The organism is Aeromonas sp. R7-1 (assembly GCF_040908115.1).
GTDB classification, from domain to species: domain Bacteria; phylum Pseudomonadota; class Gammaproteobacteria; order Enterobacterales; family Aeromonadaceae; genus Aeromonas; species Aeromonas caviae.
Genome location: NZ_JBFODD010000024.1, coordinates 1 through 3,040 on the forward strand (window position 1 = coordinate 1; position 3,040 = coordinate 3,040).

The 3,040-nt window shown below is 52.7% G+C and carries 1 rRNA gene; it reads right to left on the minus strand.

What is annotated here, in order from left to right:
* Positions 1–19: 19 nt before the first annotated feature.
* Positions 20–2,908 (minus strand): 23S ribosomal RNA (locus AB5Y51_RS05870).
* Between the last annotated feature and the right edge of the window lie 132 nt (positions 2,909–3,040).

Genomic DNA, 3,040 nt, shown 5'->3' on the forward strand with positions numbered 1-3,040 from the left:
AACACTTCTTGGGTGTTGTATGGTTAAGCCTCACGGGTAATTAGTATGGGTTAGCTCAACGTATCGCTACGCTTACACACCCCACCTATCAACGTTGTGGTCTCCAACGGCCCTTTAGGACCCTCAAGGGGTCAGGGATGACTCATCTCAGGGCTCGCTTCCCGCTTAGATGCTTTCAGCGGTTATCGATTCCGAACTTAGCTACCGGGCAGTGCCACTGGCGTGACAACCCGAACACCAGAGGTTCGTTCACTCCGGTCCTCTCGTACTAGGAGCAACTCCCTTCAATCATCCAACGCCCACGGCAGATAGGGACCGAACTGTCTCACGACGTTCTGAACCCAGCTCGCGTACCACTTTAAATGGCGAACAGCCATACCCTTGGGACCGACTTCAGCCCCAGGATGTGATGAGCCGACATCGAGGTGCCAAACACCGCCGTCGATATGAACTCTTGGGCGGTATCAGCCTGTTATCCCCGGAGTACCTTTTATCCGTTGAGCGATGGCCCTTCCATTCAGAACCACCGGATCACTATGACCTACTTTCGTACCTGCTCGACCTGTCCGTCTCGCAGTTAAGCTGGCTTATGCCATTGCACTAACCTCCTGATGTCCGACCAGGATTAGCCAACCTTCGTGCTCCTCCGTTACTCTTTGGGAGGAGACCGCCCCAGTCAAACTACCCACCAGGCACTGTCCGCGAGCCCGATTCAGGGCCCTGCGTTAGAACATCAAACATACAAGGGTGGTATTTCAAGGACGGCTCCAGCGCAACTGGCGTCACGCCTTCAAAGCCTCCCACCTATCCTACACATGTAGGTTCAATGTTCAGTGCCAAGCTGTAGTAAAGGTTCACGGGGTCTTTCCGTCTAGCCGCGGGTACACCGCATCTTCACGGCGAATTCGATTTCACTGAGTCTCGGGTGGAGACAGCATGGCCATGGTTACACCATTCGTGCAGGTCGGAACTTACCCGACAAGGAATTTCGCTACCTTAGGACCGTTATAGTTACGGCCGCCGTTTACCGGGGCTTCGATCAAGAGCTTCGCTTGCGCTAACCCCATCAATTAACCTTCCGGCACCGGGCAGGTGTCACACCCTATACGTCCACTTTCGTGTTTGCAGAGTGCTGTGTTTTTGATAAACAGTCCCAGCCATCTGGTCACTGCGACTCCCGACAGCTCCATCCGCAAGGGACTTCACCATCAAGAGCGAACCTTCTCCCGAAGTTACGGTTCTATTTTGCCTAGTTCCTTCACCCGAGTTCTCTCAAGCGCCTTGGTATTCTCTACCCGACCACCTGTGTCGGTTTGGGGTACGATGACTTGTAATCTGAAGCTTAGAGGCTTTTCCTGGAAGCAGGGCATCAATGGCTTCCGCACCGTGGTGCGTTCGTCTCGTGTCTCAGTGTTGTGTCTCCGGATTTGCCTAGAAACACCACCTACGCACTTTCACCAGGACAACCGTCGCCTGGCCCACCTAGCCTTCTCCGTCCCCCCATCGCAATTACAAGTCGTGCAGGAATATTAACCTGCTTCCCATCGATTACGCCTTTCGGCCTCACCTTAGGGGTCGACTCACCCTGCCCCGATTAACGTTGGACAGGAACCCTTGGTCTTCCGGCGAGGAGGCTTTTCACCCCCTTTATCGTTACTTACGTCAGCATTCGCACTTCTGATATCTCCAGCATGCCTCTCGACACACCTTCGCAGACTTACAGAACGCTCCCCTACCACTCACACTTAGTGTGAATCCGCGGCTTCGGTGCCTGGTTTGAGCCCCGTTACATCTTCCGCGCAGGCCGACTCGACTAGTGAGCTATTACGCTTTCTTTAAATGATGGCTGCTTCTAAGCCAACATCCTAGCTGTCTGAGCCTTCCCACATCGTTTCCCACTTAACCAGAACTTTGGGACCTTAGCCGGCGGTCTGGGTTGTTTCCCTCTTCACGACGGACGTTAGCACCCGCCGTGTGTCTCCCGGATAGTACTTACTGGTATTCGGAGTTTGCATGGGGTTGGTAAGTCGGGATGACCCCCTAGCCCAAACAGTGCTCTACCCCCAGTAGTATTCGTCCGAGGCGCTACCTAAATAGCTTTCGGGGAGAACCAGCTATCTCCGAGTTTGATTGGCCTTTCACCCCCAGCCACAGGTCATCCCCTAACTTTGCAACGTTAGTGGGTTCGGTCCTCCAGTTGATGTTACTCAACCTTCAACCTGCCCATGGCTAGATCACCCGGTTTCGGGTCTACACCTTGCAACTAGACGCCCAGTTAAGACTCGGTTTCCCTACGGCTCCCCTATACGGTTAACCTCGCTACAAAATGTAAGTCGCTGACCCATTATACAAAAGGTACGCAGTCACCCCGAAGGGCTCCCACTGCTTGTACGTACACGGTTTCAGGTTCTATTTCACTCCCCTCACAGGGGTTCTTTTCGCCTTTCCCTCACGGTACTGGTTCACTATCGGTCAGTCAGGAGTATTTAGCCTTGGAGGATGGTCCCCCCATATTCAGACAGGATGTCACGTGTCCCGCCCTACTCGATTTCACATCAAGGTTGTTTTCGTGTACGGGGCTATCACCCTGTATCGCCGGCCTTTCCAGGACCGTTCCACTAACTTCCAAGATGCTTAAGGGCTAATCCCCGTTCGCTCGCCGCTACTGAGGGAATCTCGGTTGATTTCTTTTCCTCGGGGTACTTAGATGTTTCAGTTCTCCCGGTTCGCCTCGCTACGCTATGTATTCACGCAGCGATACCTAGCTTATGCTAAGTGGGTTTCCCCATTCGGAAATCCGTGAGTCGTAATGTCTCTTACCGACTGCTCACGGCTTATCGCAGGTTAGTACGTCCTTCATCGCCTCTGACTGCCAAGGCATCCACCATGTACGCTTAGTCACTTAACCATACAACCCCAAGAAGTGTCGTCGAAACGGCATTCAAGTTGCTGTACAACAAGGACCAAATAAAATTTGGTTTTCGCCAAGAAGTTTCCAAAGCACTTGTAACAAATGTTTGAGAACTACTTTTTAAATCAG